At 62.0% G+C, this 25,818-nt stretch carries 26 protein-coding genes; 2 read left to right on the top strand and 24 right to left on the bottom strand.

Annotated elements, in window-relative coordinates:
- Positions 1 to 68: 68 nt before the first annotated feature.
- From ABF990_RS02500 to ABF990_RS02405, 20 genes are all read right to left on the bottom strand, one after another.
- Complete coding sequence (locus ABF990_RS02500) at positions 69 to 455, bottom strand: hypothetical protein (RefSeq protein ID WP_415499664.1); 387 nt, start codon at positions 453 to 455, stop codon at positions 69 to 71.
- A 28-nt stretch (positions 456 to 483) separates the two neighbouring features.
- Positions 484 to 1,047 carry a chemotaxis protein CheD gene (locus ABF990_RS02495; protein ID WP_415499663.1) on the bottom strand — a complete coding sequence of 188 codons (564 nt, stop codon included), beginning with the start codon at positions 1,045 to 1,047 and terminating at the stop codon, positions 484 to 486.
- Positions 1,044 to 1,433 carry a response regulator gene (locus ABF990_RS02490; RefSeq protein WP_415499662.1) on the bottom strand — a complete coding sequence of 130 codons (390 nt, stop codon included), beginning with the start codon at positions 1,431 to 1,433 and terminating at the stop codon, positions 1,044 to 1,046. The genes ABF990_RS02495 and ABF990_RS02490 overlap by 4 nt, the downstream gene beginning before the upstream one ends.
- An 87-nt stretch (positions 1,434 to 1,520) precedes the next feature.
- Positions 1,521 to 2,555 carry a protein-glutamate methylesterase/protein-glutamine glutaminase gene (locus tag ABF990_RS02485; RefSeq protein ID WP_415499661.1) on the bottom strand — a complete coding sequence of 345 codons (1,035 nt, stop codon included), beginning with the start codon at positions 2,553 to 2,555 and terminating at the stop codon, positions 1,521 to 1,523.
- Positions 2,556 to 2,558: 3 nt separating this feature from the next.
- A complete protein-coding gene (locus ABF990_RS02480) occupies positions 2,559 to 3,401 on the bottom strand; it encodes a CheR family methyltransferase (protein ID WP_415499660.1) in 843 nt (280 codons plus the stop codon).
- The gene (locus ABF990_RS02475) at positions 3,398 to 3,859 is read right to left on the bottom strand and encodes a chemotaxis protein CheW (RefSeq protein ID WP_415499659.1); all 462 of its coding nucleotides are present in this window, start codon (positions 3,857 to 3,859) and stop codon (positions 3,398 to 3,400) included. Before ABF990_RS02475 ends, ABF990_RS02480 begins: the two co-directional genes overlap by 4 nt.
- Positions 3,860 to 3,902: 43 nt before the next feature.
- The gene (locus ABF990_RS02470) at positions 3,903 to 6,233 is read right to left on the bottom strand and encodes a chemotaxis protein CheA (RefSeq protein WP_415499658.1); all 2,331 of its coding nucleotides are present in this window, start codon (positions 6,231 to 6,233) and stop codon (positions 3,903 to 3,905) included.
- 16 nt (positions 6,234 to 6,249) lie between these two features.
- Complete coding sequence (locus tag ABF990_RS02465; RefSeq protein WP_415499657.1) at positions 6,250 to 6,633, bottom strand: response regulator; 384 nt, start codon at positions 6,631 to 6,633, stop codon at positions 6,250 to 6,252.
- A gap of 2 nt (positions 6,634 to 6,635) precedes the next feature.
- On the bottom strand, positions 6,636 to 6,968 hold the full coding sequence (locus ABF990_RS02460) for a hypothetical protein (RefSeq protein WP_415499656.1): 333 nt from the start codon (positions 6,966 to 6,968) through the stop codon (positions 6,636 to 6,638).
- Positions 6,968 to 8,506: a methyl-accepting chemotaxis protein gene (locus ABF990_RS02455; protein WP_415499654.1), complete on the bottom strand. Its 1,539-nt coding sequence runs from the start codon at positions 8,504 to 8,506 to the stop codon at positions 6,968 to 6,970. The genes ABF990_RS02460 and ABF990_RS02455 overlap by 1 nt, the downstream gene beginning before the upstream one ends.
- Positions 8,507 to 9,165: 659 nt before the next feature.
- Positions 9,166 to 9,906 (bottom strand): flagellar type III secretion system pore protein FliP, encoded by a 741-nt coding sequence (gene fliP, locus ABF990_RS02450; protein ID WP_415499653.1) that lies wholly within the window; start codon positions 9,904 to 9,906, stop codon positions 9,166 to 9,168.
- Between the two features lie 91 nt (positions 9,907 to 9,997).
- Positions 9,998 to 10,291 carry a hypothetical protein gene (locus ABF990_RS02445; RefSeq protein ID WP_415499652.1) on the bottom strand — a complete coding sequence of 98 codons (294 nt, stop codon included), beginning with the start codon at positions 10,289 to 10,291 and terminating at the stop codon, positions 9,998 to 10,000.
- 81 nt (positions 10,292 to 10,372) lie between these two features.
- Complete coding sequence (fliN, locus tag ABF990_RS02440; RefSeq protein ID WP_415499757.1) at positions 10,373 to 10,636, bottom strand: flagellar motor switch protein FliN; 264 nt, start codon at positions 10,634 to 10,636, stop codon at positions 10,373 to 10,375.
- A gap of 125 nt (positions 10,637 to 10,761) precedes the next feature.
- Positions 10,762 to 11,493, bottom strand: coding sequence for a hypothetical protein (locus ABF990_RS02435; RefSeq protein WP_415499651.1), 732 nt, complete (start codon positions 11,491 to 11,493; stop codon positions 10,762 to 10,764).
- Positions 11,490 to 12,521 carry a flagellar motor switch protein FliG gene (fliG, locus tag ABF990_RS02430; protein WP_415506471.1) on the bottom strand — a complete coding sequence of 344 codons (1,032 nt, stop codon included), beginning with the start codon at positions 12,519 to 12,521 and terminating at the stop codon, positions 11,490 to 11,492. The genes ABF990_RS02435 and fliG overlap by 4 nt, the downstream gene beginning before the upstream one ends.
- A gap of 20 nt (positions 12,522 to 12,541) precedes the next feature.
- Positions 12,542 to 14,206 (bottom strand): flagellar basal-body MS-ring/collar protein FliF, encoded by a 1,665-nt coding sequence (gene fliF / locus ABF990_RS02425; protein WP_415500355.1) that lies wholly within the window; start codon positions 14,204 to 14,206, stop codon positions 12,542 to 12,544.
- A 243-nt stretch (positions 14,207 to 14,449) separates the two neighbouring features.
- Complete coding sequence (locus ABF990_RS02420; RefSeq protein ID WP_415500350.1) at positions 14,450 to 14,785, bottom strand: hypothetical protein; 336 nt, start codon at positions 14,783 to 14,785, stop codon at positions 14,450 to 14,452.
- Positions 14,786 to 14,970: 185 nt separating this feature from the next.
- Positions 14,971 to 15,945 (bottom strand): MotE family protein, encoded by a 975-nt coding sequence (locus ABF990_RS02415; RefSeq protein WP_415500349.1) that lies wholly within the window; start codon positions 15,943 to 15,945, stop codon positions 14,971 to 14,973.
- A 596-nt stretch (positions 15,946 to 16,541) separates the two neighbouring features.
- Entirely contained in the window at positions 16,542 to 16,949 is a 408-nt protein-coding gene (gene flgC, locus ABF990_RS02410) for a flagellar basal body rod protein FlgC (protein WP_415500347.1), read from the bottom strand.
- A gap of 11 nt (positions 16,950 to 16,960) precedes the next feature.
- Positions 16,961 to 17,377 (bottom strand): flagellar basal body rod protein FlgB, encoded by a 417-nt coding sequence (locus ABF990_RS02405; RefSeq protein WP_415500346.1) that lies wholly within the window; start codon positions 17,375 to 17,377, stop codon positions 16,961 to 16,963.
- Positions 17,378 to 17,609: 232 nt separating this feature from the next.
- Between ABF990_RS02405 and ABF990_RS02400 the strand changes: the two genes are divergently transcribed.
- Positions 17,610 to 18,398, top strand: coding sequence for a prepilin peptidase (locus ABF990_RS02400; protein ID WP_415500345.1), 789 nt, complete (start codon positions 17,610 to 17,612; stop codon positions 18,396 to 18,398).
- A 190-nt stretch (positions 18,399 to 18,588) separates the two neighbouring features.
- On the opposite strand, the gene ABF990_RS02395 is transcribed toward ABF990_RS02400, so the two are convergent.
- Positions 18,589 to 21,231, bottom strand: a complete 2,643-nt coding sequence (locus tag ABF990_RS02395) for a hypothetical protein (protein WP_415500344.1) — start codon at positions 21,229 to 21,231, stop codon at positions 18,589 to 18,591.
- 106 nt (positions 21,232 to 21,337) lie between these two features.
- A complete protein-coding gene (locus ABF990_RS02390; RefSeq protein ID WP_415500343.1) occupies positions 21,338 to 21,586 on the bottom strand; it encodes a hypothetical protein in 249 nt (82 codons plus the stop codon).
- A gap of 585 nt (positions 21,587 to 22,171) precedes the next feature.
- On the opposite strand from ABF990_RS02390, the gene ABF990_RS02385 reads away from it, so the two are divergent.
- Entirely contained in the window at positions 22,172 to 22,975 is an 804-nt protein-coding gene (locus ABF990_RS02385) for a response regulator transcription factor (protein WP_415500342.1), read from the top strand.
- A gap of 64 nt (positions 22,976 to 23,039) precedes the next feature.
- Here ABF990_RS02385 and ABF990_RS02380 read toward each other — a convergent pair whose 3' ends face one another.
- Complete coding sequence (locus ABF990_RS02380) at positions 23,040 to 23,813, bottom strand: flagellar hook assembly protein FlgD (RefSeq protein WP_415500341.1); 774 nt, start codon at positions 23,811 to 23,813, stop codon at positions 23,040 to 23,042.
- Between the two features lie 29 nt (positions 23,814 to 23,842).
- Positions 23,843 to 25,795 carry a hypothetical protein gene (locus ABF990_RS02375; RefSeq protein ID WP_415500340.1) on the bottom strand — a complete coding sequence of 651 codons (1,953 nt, stop codon included), beginning with the start codon at positions 25,793 to 25,795 and terminating at the stop codon, positions 23,843 to 23,845.
- Between the last annotated feature and the right edge of the window lie 23 nt (positions 25,796 to 25,818).

Below are 25,818 nucleotides of genomic sequence, written 5' to 3'. Positions count from 1 at the left end.
TCCCGCAAACCTGTCCGGCACTCTTGCTCAGGGTTGTTTCTGACTGTTCTGAGAGTATTTAAAATCCCTCAGAACAGGTCAATGTCTCCGGCGGGTATGGCCGGGGGGGCGGGCTGCTCCCCTCTGAGCGCCAGTACGATATCATGCAGCTTCACCCCCGCCGAGAGCTGCGCCAGATCGACAGAGGGCATTTCCGCAGGGCCCATAAGGGCAAGCAGGTTGTGCAGCACCGTGCCTGCGGCCTCGACCGTCTGGGTCGCCCTATCCAGCACCTGAACAGACTGCATGTCCTGCGCGTTCAGCGCCACGCCGCGGGTGCTGATTTCCACGGCCCCCTGTGCCGCAACACAGTCCGCATGCGCCCTGGCCAGAATTTCCGTAACCCTGGTGACGGCATCCTGCACGCTGATCCGGGTGGGAAGAAAAGGGTCAGCACCTGCAACATGTTTTGACATTACGCGTGTTTGCTCCCTACGCCGGCGATCAGAACAGCTCGATATCGGACCCGGCATTCCGCGCCCATGTCCGTTCGGCCTCGACCCGACGCCGGATATAGGCTTCTTCCTGATGTCCGATCGCCTGGACATCATGCACCAGACTTTGCTGCGCCCGGCCCGTCGTGGGCCAGAAACGCACCCGTCTGGCCTGCGTGCCGCCAAGACTTTGCGAAATGCAGCGTATGCCTTCGTCAGACAGATATTGCAGGACAAACCGGCAGTTATCCTGCCCGACCCGGCCCAGAGATGGCACGACAGCCCCCCCGCCGAATGTCTTGCATACAAGCCGGTCACGGTTGCCGCCCGCCTTGAGAATACCGTTTATCAGCATTTCCATGGCGTTGGCGCCAAAACGCATGGCAAGCTGGCCGTCCTCCCCCGCCCCTTCTCCGGGAAGCAGGAAATGGTTCATGCCACCGACCCGCGCATGGGGGTCGAACATGCAGACCGAAATGCACGATCCCAGCAGCGTGACAAGAACCGTCGCGGGGTTGTCGGAAATGACCACCTCGCCCTGGATAACAGTCGTCGTAATATGACTGCCCGTCACGTTATGGGCCCGAACACCTTTTCCAGAACCTCGCGCAGCTTCGCTACGGTGTAGGGTTTGGCCAGGAAATTGTTGACGCCAGCCTTGATAGCCTCCTGAACCAGATCCTTGCTGGCCTCGCTGGTCAGGATAATGAATGCGACCTTCTGGGTCTTGGGGTTGGCCCGGACGGCGCGCAGCAGGGCCAGGCCGTCCATGACGGGCATGTTGAAATCTGAAATGACCAGATGGGTCGGGTTCTGTTCCAGATATTCCATGGCTTCCTTGCCGTCCTTTCTCTGCGCGACATGCGCAAAGCCAAGCTGGGCCAGGCTGTTGGCCAGAATCTGACGGATAGAAGACTGGTCATCAACGATAAGAGCCTTGATCTGCGATGCTGCTGGCATTGTCTCCCCCTTTTCTCATGTTCAATTTCGGCCGACCGCGCCGATGTCAAATCCTGTTCGGTGCTGTACCGTGAATTCTGAAAACTGTTATGCCGCTGTCGCCATGGCGGCGGCACTGACACGCGCGAGCGGAACGATCTGGCCTGCCGCCCCGATTTCCGCCGCGACCCGTGGCATGCCATAAACCACGGAAGACGCCTTGTCCTGTGCTATGGTCTGCGCGCCTGCGCGGCGCATGGCCAGAAGACCGTCAGCACCGTCGCGCCCCATGCCGGTCAGGATAATGCCCAGCGCGTCACGCCCGGCCTGTGTCGCGACAGAGTCGAACAATACATCCACCGATGGGCAATGACCATTGACCGCGGCCGCATGCTTCAGTCTTGTCACATAACTGTCCCCGCGCCGCTCCACCACCAGATGCTGCGTCCCGCCCGGCGCAATTCTGACAGCACCACGCGCCAGAACCTCGCCATCCGTCGCCTCACGGATGGACAGGGATGTAATTTTCTGGTCGAGCCGGTTGGCGAAGCTGGCCGTGAACAGGGCGGGCATATGCTGGCAGACCACAATGGGCGGACTTTGCGCGGGAAAGCCGGACAGCACCTGTTCCAGGGCTTCGACCCCGCCGGTCGATGCGCCGATCGCAACCAGGTCGAAATGATGCGCCCAGTTTTTCTGGCTGTCCGCGCCTGTGGCGTTATCCGCCCGTTCAGGCCGTGCGACAGGGTGGGACTGTGCGGCCTGAATGACCAGCCGGGCCAGCCCCGCGAACGCGTCGGCCCCGACAACGGATGTCGGCTTGGGAAAACAGTCGAACGCCCCCATCTGCAACGCCGTTATGGCCGTATCCGCCCCCCGGGCCGTCAGGCTGGAAACCATGACAACCGGGATCGGGCGCAGACGCATGATCTTGTCGAGAAACTGCAGGCCGTTCATGCCCGGCATTTCCACATCCAGCGTAATGACATCGGGCTGATCCTTGATGATCAGATCCCTCGCCTCGATCGGGTTCGCCGCTTCGCCACAGATGACGATATCGGGATACTGGCTGAAAGACCGCCTGATGAGCGCCCTGATTGTTCGTGAGTCATCGACCACGAGAACCCGTACCGGTTTCTCCATGGTTTAACGGTCCTTTCTGTAAATCGTCGGCGCGACCTGCTGCAACCCGCACCGGTCGACAGAGGACACCCGCTCGGAATGGCCGACGTAGAGAAACCCGCCGGGTTCGAGCTTTTCGGCCAGGCGCTGCCACAGGCGTTCACGCGTGACCTCGTCGAAATAAATCACCACGTTGCGGCAGAAAATGGCGCTGAACGTTCCTTTCATGGGCCATGCGGCATTCAGGTTGAGAACCCTGAAGACCGGCAGCAGACAGATAGGCCCGCAAAAACGCAGCTCCCCCGTCGCATCGGGCACCATGTACTGCGCCTTGAGAGGTTGGGGAATACCCTCTGTCTCCGCCTCGGCATAGGTTCCGCCGGCAGCACGGGCCACGACCTCGGAATTGATGTCGGTGGCCAGAATGCGTACGTCGTGCGAGGGTGCATCGGGGAAAGCCGTCATGACCGACATGGCCATGCTCCATGGTTCCTGCCCGGTGGAACAGGCGGCGGACCACAGCCTTGCCCGCCCCCCCGCGCGCAGCTTTGCCACAAGATGCGGCACCACGACGCTTTCCATATGTTCGAAATGCTTTTTTTCGCGAAAGAAATGCGTGACGTTCGTGGTCAGGGCGCAGATGAGCTTTTCCATCTCGTCCCGGCCGCCGGGGGTGCGCACAAAATCAAGATAAGCCTGGAACGACGCGTAGCCAAGTTCACGCAGCCTGCGCGAAACACGGGAATAGACCAGCGTTTTTTTGGATTCCGGCAGGCATATGCCTGCCTCGTCCTGGGCAATGCGCTGCACGGTCTCAAAGTCCGCGTCGGTATACTCGGCCTCGCTGTTCGACATCACATATGTCATTCAGCGACGGTATCCCCGACAAGCTGGCCGACAATGGTTTCAAGCCGCAGCACACCAATCATGCGCTGGTTGACCAGAACAAGCCCGTTCAGACTGCCACCTTCCTCCGACACGGACTGGATATCGCCCAGGTCTATGTCGGCCATGTCGATCACGCGGTCGACCAGCAGGCCGCATACGGTGTCATTTTTCGATTCCACAATCACCACGACACGGCGCGGATTATCCGCCAGCGGCTGAATGTTGAGATAAACCGCCAGATCGATCACGGTCAGGATAACGCCACGCAGGTTGATGGCCCCGCAGACGTAATGCGGCGCGAAAGGCAGCGCCGTGGTTTTTTCGAAACCACGGATTTCGCGGACACTCAGGATCGGGATGCAGTATTCCTGTTCGCCAACCGCGAACACGATCATCTTGACAAGCCTGCTGTCCGTACCTTCTGTTTTTTCAGTCATATCCGTGCCTCTCATCAAATGCCCGTATCATGATGCAGCCGTGTCACGCCACCACGACCCGGCGTGTGTCCGCAGTCCTGTCCGTGCGCCCGAGGGTGCTGGCAATCAGTGCGGAAACATCGAGGATCAGGGAAACACTGCCATCGCCCAGAATGGTCGCGGCGGAAACACCATCTATCTGCCTGTAATTTTTTTCGATACTCTTGATCACGACCTGTGTCTGGTCACGGATTTCATCCACCACAAGGGCGGCCCGGCTCCCGGATTCATTCTCCACGACAAGAATGACAGACTCCCGGATTTCCTCCGCCGATGGTTTCTGCGCCAGCCCGAGGGCGGCGGCAAGCGGTATGAACGGCATGCAGCTTCCACGAATGGATATGACATTGCCGCCATCGGGCAGGACATACACATCGCGCTGGTCGATCATCATGGCTTCGACCACGGATGAAATGGGGATCACCATCGTGGAATTGGCCGCCGCAATCAGCATCCCGTCCAGCACGGCAAGGGTCAGGGGCAGGCTGAGGCTGAATGTCGTGCCCTCGCCCTGCACGCTCTGAATGGAAACACGCCCGCCCAGGCTCAGAATAGCCTGTTTGACGACATCCATGCCCACGCCACGCCCTGACAGGTCGGACACGGTTGCAGCGGTCGAGAAACCGGGCGCGAAAATCAGGTTGTTGATCTCGTCGTCCGTCAACTGGGCGTCGGGGGCGACAATACCGCGCTTGATCGCAATCTCCAGAACGCGCTGGCGGTTGATCCCGGCCCCGTCATCCCTGATCGTAATCAGGATCCGCCCGGACCGGTGCCCTGCCGAGAGAAGAATATGCCCCTGCGCGGGCTTGCCCGCCGCCAGCCGGTCTTCCACCTTTTCGATCCCGTGGTCGACGGCGTTGCGCAGCATATGGGTCAGCGGGTCGCTCAGCTTCTCGACCAGCGTGCGGTCAACCTCGGTCTCTTCCCCTTCCAGGGTCAGAACGACATCTTTTTTCGTCATGGAGCAGGCTTCGCGCACCACGCGCTGCATACGCTGGAAAACGCCCCGCACCGGCTGCGCCCGCACGGCCATGACCGCGTCCTGAATATCACGCGTGAGGGACTGCATGCTGCTGATGCCCTGCACCAGTTCCTGAACGGCGGCGGTATCCGTCCGGCGCGACAGGGATTCTATCGCGGCCTGCGCAATCACCAGTTCACCCACCAGATCCATCAGCCCGTCGATCCGGTGCAGGTCCACACGGATCGATGCCTGCTGCTCCGTCTTGCGGGCCGGTGCGGCGGGGGCCGCGGCCTGACCGGCGGGGAGAACCGCGCCAACGGCAGCCCCCTGCCCGTCGGAGGCAACGGGCTCAGGCACGACGGAAGATGGCACGCTCGGGGGGGCAGGCTCGACGTTGGCAATATGCACCAGCGGCACCGATGCGCTCTCATGCCCGGCACGGTCCAAAACCGCTTCAGGCTCCCCCTCATGCGGCAGACCTGCGCTGTTTCCGCTCCCTGCTGCTGCCGCTGTCTCTTCCCGGGTGGTGGTCACGTCACAGGCGTCGCTCACCCAGTCGAAAACACCCGCCACGGCGTCTTCCGTGACTTCGGACGGCAGAACCACACGCCATGACAGATAGGATCTGAGCGGTTCCACCGCGTCGAAAACCGGAAGGGCTGAGAAATCGCATGTGGTCGTCATGGAGCCGCCCGGCACGGCAGCCGCCAGATCGGCAAGGCCGTTAAGCATGTTGCGCGCGTCGTCCCCGCGTTCGTACAACGCGTCATGCGGGCGGAACGTCACAACCAGTGCGCCCGAACCGGACACAGGCGTTTTATCCCCGAAATCGAAATGCACCGGGACCGGCTCGAACGCCACCGGCACGGGTTCGAACTCAACCGGTACGGGCTCGAAATCCATGGGGATCGGTTCGAAATCCAGCGGCACAGGCACGAAGTCCTGGGGCACGATATCGGCCGCAGCAGGCGCAGCCCCGCCGGTGCTGATAATGGCCTCCAGTTCGACCCGGCTTTCCGCAATGCGGGCGGTATCGACCGGCGTGCCCTCGCGCGCCTCGGTCACAAGGTCGCTCAGGACATCCATGGCCTTGAGAAAAGTCTTGACCACATCGGGCGTGGGCACGACACGGCCCGACCGTAACCCGTCAAGGGAGCTTTCGAACACATGAGCGAACCGGACGAGGTTATCGAGCCCGAACGACGCGGCTCCCCCTTTGATGGAATGCACGGCACGAAAGACGGCGTTGATGGTCTCCTGCCCGGACTGCCCGTCCGCCAGGACGGCCAGCCCGCGTTCAAGCTCCTGGAGCTGCTCGTCGCATTCCTGGTAGAAAACCTGGAGAATTTCGTCCATGTCGTCGCTCATGCCAGCCTCCGTGCGTTCAGGCCGTAACCCGGCGGATGGCCGCCACCAGACTGTCCGGGCTGAACGGCTTGACAATCCACCCCGTGGCCCCCGCCGCACGCGCCCTGGCCTTTTTCTCGGGGTCGCTTTCCGTGGTCAGAACAATAATGGGCAGATGCTTGAAGCGATCGAGCCTGCGTACCGCCTCGATCACCTCGAACCCATCCATGCGCGGCATGTTGATATCGGTAATAATCACCTTGGGCGGCGGGCTTGCCTCCTGCAGGACCTCAAGCCCTTCCACGCCGTCTCCACCCTGAATGACGTCGTAACCGGCCCCCTCCAAAGCCTTGCGCAACATGCCCTGCATCGTGCGGGAATCATCAATCGTAAGGACGCGCAGATCCTCTTTTTTAACCATATTCACTGCTCCTTGGAGGGAGCCAGAAGGTCTGCCACAACCTCGCTGACGCCAAAAAGGGCGAATGCCTCCCGTGCTTTCTCCGATGGTGCGACGATGGCGCAGCCACTGGCAAGGAGAAGCTGGAGACAAAGACCACCAACATAAGTCACCACCGACGCGTCCAGATTGGCGCGTCCCGCCCCGGCCTGCGCACGTGCCTGTTCGATCAGATGCCTGAGGGCGGGCGCGGCCGAGGTATCGAGCCGTTCGGGCAACACAAGCGGGGTGCCGCCACCTTCAGCCACACCGGACACCACGCCCACGCCCTGCGGGCCCGATGGCGCGGACGCCATCAAAATTCTTCCCACCCGTCATCCGAGGCTGTGGTGGGCATGGACGATACAAGAACCGGCGCAGGCGGCGGTGGGGCTGCAATCGGGCGGCTGGACCGGGGTTCGGCGCGCGCCGGACGGGCCGATGGCGAGGCCGCCGATGGCAGGGCCACCATGTTTTCGTACTGCGCCCCACGGTCGCGCTCGCCAGCAATTTTAAAGCGGCTGAGCGTCTGCCCCAGGGTGCGGGTTTCGGCTGTCAGGTTATGGCTGGCGGCGGTTGTTTCCTCCACCATGGCGGCGTTCTGCTGGGTCACCTGATCCATGTCACCGATGGAGGCGGTAATTTCGGACAGGCGCTGCGCCTGATCCTGAGTGGAGACCGAAATTTCCTCGACACGGGTGGCGATATTCTGGGTGCTGCCCGCAAATTCGTGCAGGTAATGGCCTGTCTGCTGGACCAGTTCGACCCCCTTGCCCACCTGCACGGCGGACAGAGAAATCAGCCGCTTGATCTCGCTGGCGGATTTGGCGGACTGCTCGGCCAGGGACCGGACCTCCTGCGCCACGACGGCAAAGCCACGCCCCGCGTCACCCGCGCGGGCTGCCTCCACCCCGGCGTTCAGGGCCAGAACATTGGTCTGGAACGCAATGCCGTCGATCACCGAAATAATCTCGCCGATCGAATCAGACGATGTCTTGATACCGTCCATGGCCCGTGTCGTCTCGGCCATGACGTTTGTCGCCAGCCTGACTTTTTCAAGCGCCTGGCGGGTGTCGTCACTGGCTTCCGAACAGGCCTTGGCGGTCAGTTGCACACCGTCACGAATGGTGCGGACCGAGGCTGCGGCCTGCCCCAGATTGGCGGCCTGTTTTTCCGTGCGCTTGGCCAGATCGTCCGACGCGGTGGAAATTTCGGTGGCGCCGGTCGCAATCAGGTCGGAATTGTTGGCCACCGCCCGCAGGGCTTCGTTCAGGCGCTGGGCGGAATTGTTGAAGGCATCGCGCAGCGGCGCGAATTCACCGTCGAAAATGGGATCGTCGATCCGGCCGCGCAGGTCACCCTGGGCCATGTTGGCCAGCGCCTGCCCCAGAACGTCGATGACCGCATGCGTCTGCTTGTCACGTCCTTCGCTGCGTTCGAGGGAGTGCCTGATTTCAGCGCTCATGGCCTCCTGGCGCTGCTGGGCCTCGGTCTGGTCATGCACGATCCGCGCAAACTCGACCATGACCCGGGCCAGACGCCCCGTGCAGTCCTTATGCCTGAGAAAAGGCACTTCGCCGCGCACTTCACCCCGGCCAAGCTGTTCGCCCACATTCACCAGCGTCTCAAGCGGGGCGGTCACAACGCGTGTCATGACGGACCATATGAAAAAAACGACCACCTGCCCGAAAGCCAGAGCGCTCATGTTCATGAGGAACATGTGGCTGACCGGTTCGTGCAGAAAATAGCCGATAATTTCAATGACGATCTGGAGCATCAGGTAAATTTCCAGACCCAGCATCACCGTTCTGATCTTAACGCGGAACGGGGCGTCCTTATACAGCCAATTCAACATGCCGATCCAACTTTCCTTCGTGTATCAAGGGGTATCGTGCAGGAAACCACGCGCGCCCGCCGCCGATCGCGTGGCGTCACCCGCCGCCCCGGACACTCCTGGCTGTTTTCGCCCCCGCATTGCCGCTCCCGGGGAGTACCGTTCTGCGCTGGCGTCATCCGAGACCCTGTATCCCAAGCCGTTTCCAAGTCTTTGCATGGCGCCGGTCGCGCGGCAATGTCATCCGCCGCACGTTTTTCCAGCACCCCCGATCATAACCGGTAACCCCGCAATTATTCGGGGCACGGGGGCCATGGTCCACGTTCGTCTCACCCTTTACCATCCAAGACTTTACGCAAGATTATGAATGTCATGACAGTCTGTAAAGATGGGCTTTGGCCGGACCACGGGGCTTGCGGCACGATTGTCGCCATTTTATCGAATAAAATGAACCCTCTGCCACGCTCTGGCAGCCTCTGGCACCTGCGGAACAAGACAGAACAAGGGCCGCGCACCGCCGCGCCACGCCACGCCCCTCCGGGCGTCCGCCCGCGTCGCAAAACTGCAATAAAAAATAAATATCCGTTCACAAAATATAAATAATGCAGCTAAAAACAGACCTGAATTGGTCCTGTTTCTTCAAAACAGCCCCCCAATATCAAAATGCGGCTTGTCTGTCGTCAGCCGCCACCAAAGCTCCGGACCAGGCCACCGGCCACCATCTGCCAGCCATCCACCATGACAAAGAAAATCAGCTTGAACGGCAGGGAAATCGTGGCGGGCGGCAACATCATCATGCCCAGGCTCATGAGCACGCTGGACGTTACGATATCAATCACCAGAAAAGGCAGATAGAGCAGAAAACCCATTTCAAAACCACGGCTGAGTTCACTGATCATGAAAGCGGGCATCAGCACGCGCCATGGTGTTTCGGCCGCGACCCTGGGGTGTTCGACATTGGCCAGATGTTCAAACGTGGCCAGGTCGGTCGGGCGCGCATTGGCCAGCATGAACCCCCTGAACGGCTCCGCCGCCGCCTGGAGCCCGTCCATTTCGCTCAGCCGCCCATCCATCATGGGAACGACCCCCTGGTCCCATGATTTTTGAAAAACCGGCTGCATGACAAAAAATGTCAGGAACAGGCCAAGACCGATCAGCACCGTGTTGGGCGGCGTGCCCTGCGCGCCAATAGCCCCCCGCAGGAGCGACAGCACAACGATGATCCGTGTAAACGCGGTCACCATCACCAGCAGGCTGGGCGCAAGCGACAGCAGCGTGATCAGCGCCGTCAACTGCACAAGGTGGCTGGTGGTGCCCGTATCGCCCAGCCCGCCTTTGCCCAGATCCAGTGTCAGGGACTGGGCATGCGCCAGCACCGGGCAAAACAGCATGGCCACGACAGCCAGCCCTATCGCCCACATGCCCGGACACCCTGCCCGGCCCCTGAATGGCGGAACCAGAACGAAGGGTTTGAGGCACTGAGAAATCACGACGCTCGCTCCGCTTGGCGCATTAGTCATCAAGGTCTGTCTCGGGCAGCACAAAGGCAGGCGGGGGCGGTGTCTCATCCGTCCAGCCAAGAAAAACGTCATTGCCGCCCCCTGTCAGGATCAGCCCCGTCCTGCCCTTACACCGGAACAGGCTGAGCTTGCGGCGCTGGTCCAGGGCCAGACTTTCGATGACCGACAGATCACGCGTCCGGCGCCCACGAACCAGATAGGGCTCGACAAATTTCACACCGTAGCGGGTCAGAAGAATAAGGGCGATGACCAGCACCAGCGAGACAAAGCCGGTCAGCCAGGGCATGGCAAGCGTCCCCGCGCCCGGCGCGAAAGAACCGGGCTGGGACGCGGAAAGAAGAGCCGACCCTGGCACCGTCGGGCGCCGTTAGTTCGAGGGTGTGGAGGAAAGAATTTCGGTCATCGTCACGCCGATATGGTTGTCGTCGACGACCACAACCTCACCCCGCGCAATCAGGCGGTTATTGGCATAGATGTCCACCGCCTCGCCCAGTTTCTTGTCCAGTTCCACCACGGCCCCGCGCCCCAGGCGGAGCAACTGGCTGACCGGCATGGTAGCCGTGCCGATAACAGCCGTGATCTTGACCGGAATGTCATAGACGGCTTCCATCTGCCCTGCCCCGATTGTCATCTGCTCGGGGGCCGGCTGATCCTTGGCGGCACCTGCGGCGGGAGCAGCCGCGTCCGGCGTGGTGGTGGCGAAATCCTCAAGTCCGAAATTCGTATTGTCCGTGCTCATGCTTCTCTCTGCCTGGTCTATGCGTTGCGCAATGGTTGCCCGATACGCTGCCCAGCAAGGGCCGTCACTGCGGCGACGATTTTCTCCGCCATGGTTCTGCGCCACTCTTTGGGGTCGATAATAATGGTGTTGGTCGCCGATATGATCGTGATCGGGCTGTCCACGTCGCCCGGCACGGTTTCAAGACGGATATCGTCCTTGTCCCTGAAAAGCGACTGAAGGGGGGCCGCATCGTCCGCCGCGCAGCGGATGGTCACCGGCCCTTCGCACTCTTTCACGAAAGCCCGCGCATCGGCAACAAAATCGCGCTCGATCCCCGCCAGAGCCGAACCGTCCAGCGCTGTCAGACCCCGGACGATCTCCACGACCGTGGCAACGAATGTCTGGGTCATATCCGCCAGCGCCGCGTCGCGCCGCTGGTTTTCCGCCCTGAACTCCGCCGCAAGCGTTGCCACGCAGGATTCGTAATGCTGCTGGAGCACCGCCTCCCGCTCTCCGGCTCCTTTTTCAAACCCGTCCTGAAACGCCGCATCATGGGCTGCGGCCGCGTCCTCCCGGGTCATGGTCAGCAGATTGGGGTCGGGTTCAACCACGGGCGGCGGGGCATCGGGCGGGATGACCTTCGCACTCTCGTCCAGCCCCGGGGCTGCGCCAAAATCCTCCAGGTCAAGAAAACCGCGCCGCACCGGGGGTTCGGCATCAACCGCACGCCCTTGCAGGGTCTGGCCAGGGGGTAGCGTGGCTGTCACGGAATGATCTCGTCGTTACCGCCGCTTTCGGTCAGATCGATTTCCCCGGCATTGGCCATGTTCTTGATCGTGGCGACAATATCGGACTGCGCGGCGTCCGCATCCTTTACGCGCACAGGACCAAGTGCTGAAATTTCCTCAAGCAGGATACTGCCCGCACGCTTGGACATACAGGCCATGAACATGGTCCGCACCGTCTCGGATGCGCCTTTCAGAGCCAGCGGCAGTCTTTCACGATCGATTTCGGCGACAATACGCATCAGGGATTCATGCGGCAGACGCTTGATGTCTTCGAAGGTGAACATCAGCGCCTTCACCTTTTCCATGTCGTCATGGTTGCGCTTGTCCATGGCTTCCATCAGGCGCGTTTCTGTCTTGCGGTCGAAATTATTGAACACTTCTGCCAGAAGCTCGTAACTGTCGCGCTTGGCCGAACGCCCGAGCGACGACATGAACTCGGACCGCAGCGTGGCTTCCACACTGTCCAGAACCTCGCGCTGCACCGTCTCCATATGCAGCACGCGCATCATGACATCGGTCGCGTAATCCTCGGGCAGCAGGGCCAGCACGCGCGCGGCATGCGCGGGCTGGAGCCGGCTGAGAATGACAGCGGCGGTCTGCGGGTATTCGCTGCGCAGGTAGTTGGCCAGTACCGTTTCCTGCACATTGCCCAGCTTGTCCCACATCGTACGGCCTGCCGGACCACGGATTTCATCCATGATCTTTTCGACCTGATCCTGCGGCAACGCCTTGCGCAGGAATTCTTCCGTCGTTTCGTAGGTGCCGACCAGACCTTCGGGGGATTCGAAGTTCTTCGCGAATTCCTGACAGACCTGCTCCACCACGTCCGCTTTCACGATACCGAGGTTGGACATGGCAATGGAAATATCGCGGATTTCGTCCTCATGCAGCAGCTTGAGGATTTTTGCCGCCTGCTCACGCCCGACGGCCAGCATGAGTATGGCAGCCTTCTGGCGACCGTTCAGGACCGGGCGCACGGCAGGCGGCGTACCCTGCTCGACAATCATGCTCGCGGACTCAGTCACGACTATGCTCCCTTCTTGACGTCCGCTGCCGCCAACCAGTTACGAATGATAAAGACAGTCTCACGCGGGCTTTCGCCCATATGGGTCAGCACGGCGGCAAGCGCTTCGCGCCGCATCTGCCCGTCCACCCCTTCGATACTGACCGTCGTGTCCGCAGACGCGCCACCGGGGATCAGAGCCGGGCCGGCCGCACGGCCAAGCGCTGCCGCCCCCTGGGCGCCGCCCCCGACATCCGCGCCACCGGCGGCTACCGCACCTGCGCCACCTGCTGCCCCCGCAAGGGCTGGCAGGCCAACCCGGCCACGACGCAGCATGGGCCGCAGGGCGATATAGATCGCGCCAAGAGCCAGCAGGATGGGAATGACCCATTCCGCCACGTAAACCAGTGTGTCGCGGGTGAACATGGTGCTGGATTCGGGCGTGAAGCCAATCCCACCATCGGGCATGAAACGCATGGACACGACATTCACATCGTCCCCGCGCGCCTTGTCGTAGCCGATCGCCGTCTTGGCGAGCGCCGTAATCCGGGCCAGTTCCGCGTCACCCAGCGGCTGCCACACCGGCTTGCCGGACTTGTCCTCGCTTGTCGTGCCATCGACCAGCACGGCCAGGCTGACCCGTGACACGCGCGGACGGGTCTGGTTGACCACGCGCACACGCTTGCCGATCTCGTAATTATCGGTTTCTTCTTCCCGGTCGTCACTGGAACCGGCCCGGTTGTTCTGGTTCGCATTGGCGTTGGGCAGGTTGTTTGCAACCGATGTGCTGGGATTGGCCTCGGTATTGACGTTCTTGTCCGACGTGGTCTGCTGCGAACGCAGAACCTGCTGGTTGGGGTCGTAGCTTTCTTCCGTTTCGCGGATTTCGTCCGTGTTCATGGTCACGGCCGCGCGGGCGCGCACATGGCCCGCACCCAGCGTGGGAATAAGCATGTCCTCCACCGCCTGCGCCAGACGCTGCTCTTCCGCGCCACGAAGTTTTTCCAGTGTGGATTCCTGGCCCGCCGCACTATCAGGGTCACCCGGCTTGGCCAGAACATCGCCCCGCGTATCCACAATGGAAATATTCTGCGGCCGCAACCCCGGAACGGCGGCGGCGACAAGGTTCTGGATCGCCAGAATACCGTCAGCCGCCATGCGCCCCGAACGCCCGATATCGAGCACGACACTGGCCTGGGACGGGCTGGTCTGGGTCGAAAACAGGTCACGATGCGGCAGAACAAGATGAACGCGCACATTCCGCACGCCCCGCAGCAGGCGGATCGAACGTTCGAGTTCACCCTCCATGGCGCGTGTTTCGTTGATATTCTGCTCGAACTGCGTGCTTGTCAGGGTGCCGCTCTTGTCGAACAGCTCATACCCTACAGCCCCCCCGCTCGGCAGTCCGTCCCGGGCCAAAAGCAGGCGCGCGCTGGCTACCTTGTCGCGCGGCACATACAGGCTGGTGCCGTCCGGGCTGGTGGTCGAGGAAATATGGGCCTTGTTCAGGTCCTCGACCATCTGGGCGGTTTCGTTCAGGTCGAGATCGCCATAGAGCAGGGACATCGACTGGGAGGTACTGCGAAACGCAAAAACCCCGATAACCCCAAGAAGCAATGCCGCCGCAGCCCCAAGTGCAAACAGACGCGTACGCCCAAGGCTTTTCAGGCTGGCCAGGAAATTCTGCATCACGCGGCCACTACGCTATCGCAACATGGGATCGGAACGTCACATAATCCTCCGGTCAACTCAACCATTCAACACCCATTCGCCTTGCCATTGCACCATAATCCGCGTCAAGGCGGGGCGGACAGGGCAGGGCTCCACTTCCGGCGCCCTGCACGCTCCCGCGTGGATAACGTCATTCCGCGTCATGCGCCATGACAGACAGACCCTGAAAAGCGAAGGCCCTGCCCCCGACACCACGCCCCTTCACGGGATATAGTCGTTGGTCGGCGGGATCTGCTTGATCGGCATATTCAGCCTGTTCGCATTCTGGTCCTGCGTCAGACCCGTGGGCCCCTGCGCCACCGAACGCGCGACATTGGGCATAAGGTCCGGGCGGCTCCAGCAGTCCACACCGTTCCAGCTTTGCGTGCAGTAAGGCTGGGGGGCCGGCGGGCGTTCGGGCGGCGCGCACCAGTCCTGCCCTTCCTGAATATAGCCGGCATTGCATTCCCGCCCGGTCAGATGACTGACGACCGTATCCGGCGAGCACCCCGCGACAAGCAGGGTCAGACAGACTGCAATCCGGCACTTGATCGTCATAGACACCAGTTCCTGTCACTCAAGACTTGCATATGCCTTATCCGTATGGACCGGCCAGGCCCATGTCGCCGTATCAGGTCAACGGGCAAAGCGCCCGACTTCCCGCAACCACTTCATGCTCAAGCGCATGAACCACACCCGCACACCAACAGCAAGGGCCTGCTGGCGTATCGCCCGCGCCGCTCTTACTGCCGCGACAGCTTCAACGTCTCCCGCGCAGGCTGGGTCGTGGAACTTCCCGCAAGCCAGGACGCTGCCGTGCCGTCCGCAGCACTCTCGGTGCCGGGCGGATGGGCGGGCCGGAAGCTGCGCACACCCGCCATATACTGAGAAACCAGATTGACACGCTCAGGCATCATGAAGCCCATGACAGCCGAAATCTTGCGCGGCGTCATCTTGCTGGCGACTGAAACCAGCACGTGAATATCCATGATATTGAAAACCGCGGCGGCTTCCTTGGGGGGCATTTCCTCATAGATCCGCACCAGCCTTTCGTTCTCGGCAGAAAGCGTCTCCCGGTGGGCGGCCTGCTTTTCGGCCAGCACCGCAAGGGATGTATCCAGCACGCGCATTTTCTCGTCCAGTGCGGCTTTTGCAGCGTCGAGCACGTGTTTCTGGACTTCCAGGCTCTTCTGCTCGCTATCCACATCGGTCTGGCGCGCCAGAAGACCTTTGACAAGGTCCGTCTCGGCCCGGTTCACGGCGGGGTCGCTTTCATTGGACTGGCTTGCCACCAGCACAGCACCGCCCGCGCAGGAAATATCGTTGGGACAGTCAGCCTCGGCCGTGATCACCTTTGTCCCGCCCGCAGGGGCGGCAGCGGGTTCAGGGGTTACCTCAGCAGCAGGTGTCGCGGAGGCAGCCGCCGTCTCCGGCGCATCGGCTGTTGCGGGCAGAACAGACTTCCAGCCTTCAAGAGAATTACGGTCGCGGTGTGTTGCCGTAACCGAATTCGACGCGTCGCTCTCTGCCCCGTGGGTATCATCCGCCTTGGCCGGTGCCGCCGCGGCAGCAGGCTGACCCAGTGACTGACCGCCCGTATCCGACGTGTCGTCTCTGAAATGACCGGCAAGCGCGTGCATGTTCATCGCCAGCAACAGCGTCATGAGACTTGACGAAATATGCACAAGCTTCCCGAAAGACAAACGGGGTATTAGCATGACGACCTAGCTCACCTGCCGGTCACTGCCGACGATTAATACGGGATGCCCTGTCACGTTTTGAAACGTGGGGCACATAACAGACCTTCGGTCCAAATATCAGGCCCAGCCTTCCCGGACCGACTTTGCGCGACGCATTTCCATACAGCCAACCCATTCATATTTCATATAAATCGGTCTCTTTTTATTTTTCCTGAATCATGCAGTCATCAGGCGGAAAATTTAACGCTACATTTCTTGTTGATGCGGCGAACCGCAGGCGTCTGTCAAGCGTTGCTGTTGCCGCATTCATGCCTTTTTTGTTCGAACCAGCCGCCACTCCCGCTCGGGTTGTGCTGCCATGTACCCGACAAACCGCGTATGGCCCGAGCAAAGCAGTTGAAGACAAAGCCCTTTTCCAGCATGCCCCGACAAGACCGCGCTGCTGACGGGACACGGATTGCCCTTATGTGACAATTCCCCCCTCCACCCCGGCGGGGCGGTTGCAGGCAAAGGAACTGTCGGGAAATTTCTGTCGGCAGGGCTGAAGGTACAGCCCCCTGCGATGGCACGCGGCGCGTACACGCAGCCTTTGGCCTGAGAACAGGCCGTTTGTACTATTTCATCAAATTGATGGTGCGGGTCAGCATGGAGCGGGTAATCTGCATCGTATTCAGATTGGCCTCGTAGGAATGCTGCGCTTCGTGCGAATCCATGACTTCCACCATCATGTTCACATTCGGCACCTTGACATACCCTTTGGCGTCCGCCGCCGGATGACCGGGCTCGTACCGTGTTTCGAACGGGGTCTGGTCCTGACCGATATTCTTGACCTGGACGCCGGATGCGCCGGTCTGGTGGTTCAGTGTTTCCTTGAAAGTGATGGTCTTGCGCCGATACGGGTCGGAACCCGCGGTCGTACCAGTCGTTTCCTGGTTGGCCAGATTTTCAGACACGACCCGCAGCCGGTCAGCCTGTGCCTGCATGCCTGCGGCGGAAATGCCTATGGTATCCGAAAAATCCATATCCGTTCCGCCTAGCTACCGCTTGTACCCAGAGCGATCGCATACATTGACATATAAGTACTGTATGCATTCGTCGCAAAACGCTGCTGGTCGTTGGTATCGGCCACTTTTTCCAGTTCGCTTTCCAGTTGCACTTCGTTCCCGTCCGGTGCTGACGGGCCCCTCACCTTGCGTGCTTCCGCCCCCCCGGCACGGCCGGGCAGGTGCCCCGCCTCGGTCTGGGCAAGCGTCATGGACATCTGCGTCTGCAACACACCCTGAAAGGGCGCAATATCCTTGGCCGCGTAACCGGGCGTATCGGCATTGGCGACATTACCCGCCAGAACGGTTTCACGCGTCTGCAACCACTGCATGCGACGTTCGGCCAGACCCAGCAGGTTGGTTCCGGTGCCAGTCTGCGCGGTGTGGGGTGACAGTGCTTCGAGCATGTGGCGTTTATGTCCTTCCCGCGTTTGCGCGCGTCTGAATATTCCGACATAGGCCCATCACGGTCCCTGAGCGCCAATGAATACCGTGGGGCAGCACCGAAATCCACAGTTTTCTCGACCGTGCGAGATTTGCTTCGGCGCCGATGTCGGATATGGCTAGATCGGGATTCAAGACAGGGCAGGTGATGCACGGCGCAATGGATCAGGCCAGAACGGGATATGGACGCACGCCATGAGCGACATGCTCCTGTCTGCTGCGGCAACGGCGGTCATGCTTGTCTGGAGCCAGCTTGCGCACGACAGCAGGGCCGGCATGGCGGGCCTGGGCATAGCGCTGTGGTTTCCTGTATCGGTTCTGCTTTACCGGGCCATGCTGCGCTGGCTGCCCATGATCGGGGGCATACGCGCACACGCAACCGCCCCCGGCGCGCAACGCCGGCGCGAGATCACGGCAAGCTGCCTGCTGACATCCGCGCTGTGCATCATTTTTCTGGCCAGCATGCCGCTGCATCTCGCCCTGGCCAATGCGGTCGCGCTCAATTTCGCCTGCCTTGCCGCCCTGCTGGATTACACGGAAGGCTGGATGCCAACCTATGTCCTGGTGCCCATGCTGCTGGCGGGGCTTGTCAACAACGCCCTGCATGACAGCGCCAATGCCGCGATCCTGGGGGCGGGTGCCGCATGGGTGGCCGTCAGCCTGGCGCTGATTTTCTTGTCCATCTCTTTACGCGCCAATTTTCTGTCAGGGGGGGATATGACCATGGCCACCGCCTGCGGCGCATGGGTCGGCAGTGCCCATGTGGCGATGTTCCTGCTGGCCAGCGCGGTGTTCCACTGGCTGTCCTGCGTGCTCCTGCGCGCGCTCAACACCCCGCCCCCCAGACATGTCTATCTGGACGGGCCGGAACGGACCTGGGCTCGCCCGATGGGACCATCCTTCGCGGTGGGCCTCACGCTCACGCTGCTGATCCAGGCGTGCCCTGTTCTGCCACACTGGGCGCAGGTCCTGAGTGGATACTGAAAACGGATTTTTCAAAGCCACGCACGACAGTCTGGCCGGTCTTTGCCCAGGCTGAAGGCGCGAACCTTTTGAAAGTCCCGGCTTTTTAAAAAATCCGCCCGATAGCAAAAGCCTGCGGCAGAACTGCCGCAGGCTCCCTGCCCTGTCAGCTATCGGATCTTTCGGTCCGCCCCCGGGGCTGGCTCACCTGTCAGGGTGCCGCCGTCGCCACCGACGCATCGGTGGGCTGGGTCAGCAGACGAAACATCCGGTCATTATCGCCACCCAATGCGCGGCTTCCCACAAGTCCCGCAATCCAGTCCAGCGTCGAATGATCCCCCGCCTGCGACGCATCCGACGCCAGACGCAGGGCAAGCGCCTGCTGGCTCTCGGACAGCGCCCCGGCCTGCGGGATAGCCGTCTCGGCCACAATGCGCAGATCGGCTGTCGCCATCGCCCATTCGCTTTTCGCCTCATGAATACCTGCGCTGGTATCCAGGGCCTGGGGGCTGGTATCGCCCTGCAACAGGAACAACGCCTTGGCCTGATCACCCAAAGCAAGGGCGACACGTGCCGCCGCCCGCCGTCTGGCAGACTTGATATCATCCGGCAGGTCGGGTGCGTCTGTCCTGGTCAGGGCGGTGACGGCATCCTGCGGGCGCTTGCGTGCAAGGTCGGCATTGGCCAGCCCTTCCCCCGCCCGCGCACGGGCATCGGGCGCATCCAGCATGGGAATGGCGTCGGAATACGCCTGGGCCGCGTCGTCAGGCAGGCCCAGCCCCTGCAACATCGTACCGTAAGCCGCCAGGATTTCCGCCTTTTTTTCACCCGGCGGCAAGATGGGCAGATGTGATTTCAGCATGGCCGTATCGTAGAGCAGGGCCTTCTTGTCAGACTCCTTGGCCCCCTGTGCGGCAATACCCGCCAGGGTCTGGAACAACAGCGGCGTGGTGACGGAGTCTGCTGTCGGGGCGGAAGACGTCAGTGCGTTGTCGATGGCGCCAAGGGCTGCGGACCAGTTCTGCGCCCGCATGTAGGCGTCGGCCTGCAACAGGCGCACGGCGGCCTCGCGCCCGGCCAGTCGCGCATCCGCCAGCAGCAGTTCAAACGCATCGGCCGCGGCGGCAGGGGTCATGCTGCCATTGGCCAAGTCGAGCGAGATTTTCTGCTCCATGGCTTTTTCAGCCACAAGAGGGTCCTTGGCGCTGGCCAGTTTCTGGAAAGCGGCATAAGCCTCTTTCCGCTTCCCTGAGCGGAGCTGGGTAAAGGCGCTGACCAGCTCATACGGCGCCCCGGCGGGCAGCTTGCCCAGGGCCTCGACATCCTCCTGGGAGCCGTACCGCCCGATCTCTTCCGCCGCGACCGGCAGAATGGTGTCACGCACGGCGGCAGGGTAGCTCCTAAGCCGCCCGAAATCCCGCGCCAGCAAATGCGATGCCTCGGTATCGCGCCCGCCCAGCGCGGCAAGATACAGCCCCCGCCAAAGCTGCACCGCTCTTTGCTGGTTGTCCGGCCAGGGGCCTTCCAGCAGGGACGCGCCCTGGCGGTTCCCGCTCAGCAGTTCCGACGCGGCCAGCAGAAACCTGACCTGCGGCTGCGTTGCTTCCTCCGGGTCGTCCTCTAAGGCGACGGTCAGGATTCCACGGGCTTCCACAAAAGAGCCGAGGGCGAAAGCGGCCTTTGCCGCGTCCAGCCGACGGGCAAAACGCTGCGCCGGTTCGGACGCCGCCGCCGCCAGCGTTGCCGCGCGAAAACGCTGGGCCAGTTCCGGCAGAGGCAGATCCCGAAGGCCAAGCCACTTGAAGTCGACATCGCTGGCGTAAACAGCCGCCCCCGTATCGGGAAACGCCTTGCCATCCATGCTCAGCAACGCACCGTCGGACGTTGCACGCAGCCCTATGCCCTGCGACCAGGCCGCCACGACCACACCTTCCGTCGTGGGCCAGACATCGTACCCCTCGCCCGAGCGCAGGGAGAGAATACCGCCGTCATCGGTTGTGGAGGTGCCGACCAGCAGCCGCGTTCTGGACGCCGGATCGGTAATGGAAAGCACCCGGCCGGGACGGCGCATCGGGTAGAGAATACCGTCATCAGCCTTGCGCGGGTTGATGACCCGACGGTCCCCGTAATCGCCCGGGGGCGGTTTGTCGCCCAGAATCCAGCCTTCCACCTGCTGCGAAAGGTAGAGTGCGCGGGTATCGGGAAGCGGCACCTGGATAAGGGTCGCATCCGGCAGGGTCGTGACTGTCAGGCCCGAGAAAATACCGTCACCCCGCAGGGCGCTGGTATCCATGGCCTCGGCCTTGTCCAGAACAATAATAAAGCGGTTCCCGCTCTGGAACGCGGCAAGCCCCACGCCCGCCGGTGTGGGAATTAAAATCCGCGCCTGGGATGAGGCAGCCGCTGCCGCCCCCTGAACTGCCGCCCCAGCCGCGGCAAGCGCGGCACCGGCCTGCGCCCCCGTTTTTGCCGGGCTGGATTTGGCGGTTCTGCCATTTTTGTCATGAGGGCTGTCGCTGGCCGCCCGGGTGCCGGTCGCGGCAGGTGGCGGTGGTGCAGGTTTGTCTAGAACGGTCGCCGCCCAGGCGGCGGGCAGACCCTTGAGTACAACGGCATCAGGCGACGCAGCACCTGCCGCCGCAGGGGATGATGCATCTGGCTGGGGTGCTGACTGCCCGGGAGACTGACCGGCGGACTGGGCAGCAGCCTGCTCCGGGCTGGTCGGCTTTTTCGTACCGGTCGGCACCGCACGGTCATGCCGCACGGGCTGCGTGCGCCGACCCGCACCCAAAACCGGCATGGCGACGGAACAAGACAGAAGCACGGCAAGCGAAACGGCAAAACAGCGTTTCACGCGCGGAACCTTGCTAAAATGCACGTGTCATTCATCCTGAAAGGGCTAGGCCCGGCCCATCATGCGGCCGTGGGTATCATGGCCCCGGGCAGGGTGAGAAGACCAGTCAGGCAAAAAGGTCAACGGCGCTTGCCGTGGCGGATTCGGCTTTTTCAGCCTTTCCGGTCGGAATAATCTGGCCCGACGCATCGAACTGGATGGAAGAAGACGACCCATCGACACCCTGCTTGACGATGCTGATCCCCTTGCCCACCGCGTGTTCGGGGCGGGAACTGCGATAGGTCGCCTCAGACGTTGCAGTCGTGAGATTGCGCAGGCTGGAAGCCAGCGCCGAGGCTGCCGTAGTATCTGCCATGTCATGATCCCTATCAAGAAAAGTCCCGGCGGACCGAACAGCCGGGCACCGACATTACGCTTATCAAATATGCCTGCAAGAGCCCATACACCGCCCCGCAGTCCGCGCAACCAGGCCGTTCCGGGCCAGTTCCGCCACCGGCAGGATGCCGCCTGTCATTCACCCAATGGCGATGACGCGCCCTGCCATGATACGAAAAACCGGGCCACGCATGACACCAGACCCGCGCCTGCCCCACTGGCCATGACCAAAGAAGCAATACACGCCTATTTTATGAGATGGCCCCGCCTTAGCCAAGGTGTTTTTTGTCTCTCCGACCCGGTTTTTCTTGCCTTCGGTCCGAATATCCCCGAGATTGTATTGATCCGAAACAATGGTGCAACGCCTTAGCGCGGATTTGCACTGACCTGCCCAGGCCACCGGCGGCCGAACAGAACCGGGCCGGTTGATGTGACAAAATTTTAAAAGCCTGATCACGACCTTTGCCTGACGTGACATCCCGACCACAGGCACGCCGGCTCTGCCGTCATGGCACCGCCCGGCGACTGAACAGAGATGTCGGGCCTATTAGAGACGGAAACAGCAATGCGGATATTGTGCATCGGTGACACTTCGACCCAGGGCGACAGCAGGCCGTGCAACGGATTATCCAAGGCCGCGCTGGAAGGCATGATCTCCATTACCATGTCAGGCCCGGAAGGCGTTGCCGAGACCCTGCGCCGCTCCCATTACGACCTGGCCGTTATCCAGCAGGCGACACCTGACCCACGCCTGGTCCGCCATATCCGCAAAAGCCGCGTGCCCACACCACTGCTGATCATTGCCCGCACCCTTGCCGCAACCACAGTAGCCGACGTACTGTCCGCCGGGGCCGATGACTGCGTGCCAATTTCCGTCGAACCGGTGGAACTGCTGGCGCGACTGCGCGCCATTGTCCGACGTGTCAGCGGCCATGACAGCCTGACGCTACAGGTCGGGCGGCTTTCGGTCAGTCCGGAACGGCGGGTCAGCCATATCGATGGAAAGCTGGTACCGCTGACGCGGCGCGAATATGATCTGGTCGAGCTTCTGGCCCTTCGCAAAGGACAGGTGCTGAACAAGGAAACGCTGCTGGACAGCCTTTACGCCGGAGAAAGCGAGCCACACGGCAAGGTCATCGATGTCATGATCTGCAAAATCCGCAAGAAAATACGCGAATTCGGCATAGACGAACCGTTTACGACCCTTTGGGGCATTGGCTACCGCCTGAACGAAGACGCCTTTATTCCCCTTGGCGCCAGAATGAACAGTGCGGAAAACGCCGGTAATCGCCCTGCGCGCGAAAGCTGCATTCCCGTGACATCGGGCATTAATATCCTGGCGTCGTCAAACGCGCTGGACCTCGCATGACGTCACCCCGGCCGGGCAGGCGGGCATATCAGGCGTCCGGCCCGACATAGCCCGCCCCGGACAGTCAGGAATCGGCGGACGACGTATCGGAATCGGATGACGTGTCCGTATCCGAAGATGAGGTAGAAACATTCTCGACGTCGGACATGGGAATACTGGCGCTGCCCATGTTCACCATCACGCCGGAAGAGCCCTTCTCGATACCCGTTATGGTGCCGCTGACGGTAAACGGAACGTCCGAGGTGGTTCCCGAGGAATCGATCGTCTGGACGGACACGGTATAGGCGCCATCGGCCAGTTGAGTTCCGCTGTTGTTGGTGCCGTCCCAAGTCCAAGTATTGGTGCCTGTTGTCGGGCTCACCAGAGCATCCTTCACGATCGTGCCGCCGGAATTGGCAACCGCGATCGCGACCATGCTGCCCGACGTTCCGGTAAAGCTCAGCGACGCGGATTTGTTCTGCAGCGGCAATGTCGTGGTGCTGGCCGTTGCCGTGCTGCCCACCAGACTGCTACCGGAGGTCAGCTGGCTGTCTTCGTTGAGGGAAATCAGGGTCGACAGGTTGGTATTGGTCTGGACCTGCTGTTCCACCCCTGCAAACTGCGCCAGTTCGGACGTGAAGGTGTCCGTGCTCATCGGGCTGCTGGGATCCTGGTTCTTGAGCTGCGTGGTCAGCAGTGTCAGGAACGTGGTATAGTTATTCGCAAGAGATGACAGAGCGCTTGTCGAAGACGACGCGCTGGAGGAAGACGACGAACTGGCGGTGTTGGCAGCACTTTTAGCCGAGGCTTCCGCCGCCTGCATCACCTTTATTTCGTTGCTGACCGTCGACGTCGTCATATGCTCTCCCTCCCCTCCCCGTGCCTCCGTCAGGCAGTGATGTTGATGCCACTTGTAGCATACATGCCCGTGGGTCGCGCAATGGCTTCGGCGCCGGTATCGGCATTATCCGCATCTGTCGCGGCCAGAAGTCCGGTCGTGCCGTTCTGGGTCGCGCCGGCATAGGTCTGCCCGCCTGCCTGCCCACCGCCATTACCGGCCATGCCAGCGAACGCGCCGCCATTGTCGGAAGACCCGCCAGACGCCCCCTGATCGTAGCTGGTGTCGCCCCCCTGGCTGGCGGTCACGATGTCTATCTTCAGGTTGCCCACATCGACACCCGCCGCGCCAAGAGCCGCCACCAGTTCATGGCGTGTATTGGCCAGATGCCGGGCGGTCACCGAGTCCTCGCTCTGCAGCACGACACCCGTGGTCACGCCGTCCGTGCCCTCAAGCCTGACATGGACCGGTGTTGCGTCATCGGTCATGACGGTCATGGACACGGCGGTTGTTCCATCCGTCGACTGCGACAGGGATGTGGCGGTCGGGGCCGAACCTTCCAGTTCGGCGGATGTTTCGGTCTGGTTCAGACCCTGCGCGTTCTGCACCTGCGCGGTTTTCTGCTCGAGCGCGGCGGCAAACGTGGTGGTGGTGGCAGCAAGATTGATCTGCGGCATGACACCCGACGGCGCCGCCGCAGCGCCCTGCCCCGCATTGCCGCCGTCCTGCCCGGAGGACGAACCGGACTGGCCGGATGACGCATGACCGACAGTCGTCGCAAGCTGGTCCGCGCTGCCCGAGGCCAGAACGGCCGAACCAGAAACCGGCAACCCGTCCGGGCCGAGAGACGCCTGGTCCTGCCCCGCTGTGGCGGTGGCAGCCCCGGTCGTATCGGCCGCGCTGGCGGCAGCCGCCATCTGGGCCGGGGTATTGGCCGCGGATGCGTTCTGCGTATCCGCGACGGAAGCGGTTGCGGCCTGCGCCTGTGCGGTAGCGGACACAAGAGCATCGGACAGGGACGAGCGCGCATCCCGCCCGATTTGCCCCGTAGTGGTGAACAGGGATGACACGGGCGCCATCAAAGACCCATCGGCCACAGAAAGGCTCACAGCCGGGGTTGCCGTCCCCTGCTGAGCCGACGCGCTCCCCTGCGCCGCATGTAACGCACTGGCTGCGCCGGGCGCGCTGCCGCTGCCGGCCTGCGAAGCAGCGGTACCGGCACCATCCGTTCCCGCCGGCAGGGCGGAAGCTGCTGCAAGAGAGACCTCCTGCGCCATCAGCAGGGGTGACCCCGCCAGCGTGGCAGGGGATGTCGTTGTGCTGGCCGCATCGGTCGTTGTGGCGCTGCCGGTCGTCGCGGAAGCCGGCATATCAGACGATGTGCCGGATGTTGCACCGGCTGGCGCGGTCTGAGAGGCCGCCTGCGCCTGAACCAGTGCCGCCTGTGCCGTCATGGACGACGGCAACGTCTGGTCTGCCTGCTGGGTTTGGGCCGCTGCGTCGCCCGATGCGTCAGCGGCAGAACGGGCTTTCCGCGCCTTGCCAGAACTGTCCGCAATACCCTGCGCCGCATTGTGCGACGCCGACGGGGTGGACGCCACACCGCTCTGCCCGTCGGATGGCGCGGCGGAGCCCCCTGCGGACGTGCTGCCAGATGCGTCGCCCGACGTGCTGCTGGACGCCGGGTCGTCGTTAGTCGCATTTTTGCTGGACGATGCCGTGCCTGAACGCTGGGCCTGACCTGTGGCGGATGCGGTGCCGGTCGCGTTCGACCCGGTTGACGTGCCCGCCGTACTATCCGCCTGCCCGTCATACTGGGTAGTATGCGTCATGCCATTGAGAATGGTGCCGAACGTACCCTGCTTGCTGGCATACGTGTTCCTGAACGCACCGCCCGCTTTAGCAGAGACCGCGGGCTGAACAGGGGTTATTGCCGCAAGCAGGCTGGAGACCGAGGAGTCCTGCGCCTGCTCTGTCACGGTCGACGGTTTTGTAACGATCATGCCCATCAGATACGCCGAGCCTG

It is taken from the genome of Acetobacter sp. (assembly GCF_047723915.1).
GTDB lineage: Bacteria > Pseudomonadota > Alphaproteobacteria > Acetobacterales > Acetobacteraceae > Acetobacter.
This window is presented reverse-complemented; position numbering and strand designations above follow the sequence as displayed.